Raw genomic sequence first — 389 nt, 5'->3', positions numbered from 1 at the left:
GTTTTGAGCTTGGCTGTTTCTACGAATTTCAAAGTACAGCGATGGTCGGGTTTGTCCACCAGTGTCACCGGCGAGAGCTATCGCCTCACCCGCTTTAACCTTGTCACCTTCTTTCTTTAAAAGCGCTTGGTTAAAGCCATACAGTGTCATGTCGCCTTTACCGTGATCAAGCAGCACCACTAAGCCATACCCACGTAAATACTCTGCGAATACGACGGTGCCTGAGTAAACAGATTTTACCTGCTGACCGTATTTCGCTTTGATCACCATGCCTTTCCAATTTACTTGGCCAGTTTGGCGTGAGCCGTAGTTATGCAGAACTTTATCTTTGATTGGCCAAGGCAGTTTACCTTTACGTTTGGCTAAGCCATCCATAGGGACAGCATTGC

1 protein-coding gene is annotated in these 389 nt (G+C 47.0%); it reads right to left on the bottom strand.

Features of this window, described 5'->3' with window-relative positions; all coding sequences use genetic code 11:
* Positions 1-389, bottom strand: a 389-nt coding sequence (locus tag AB4653_RS28790; protein ID WP_372106059.1) for a murein hydrolase activator EnvC, incomplete at both ends; no start/stop codon positions are given.

Origin of the sequence: Vibrio sp. 10N.222.48.A3 (assembly GCF_041475345.1) — a bacterium.
In the GTDB taxonomy this organism is placed as follows: domain Bacteria; phylum Pseudomonadota; class Gammaproteobacteria; order Enterobacterales; family Vibrionaceae; genus Vibrio; species Vibrio tasmaniensis_A.
The sequence above is the reverse complement of the archived record's forward strand: the minus strand, read 5'-3'. Positions and strand labels throughout refer to the sequence as shown.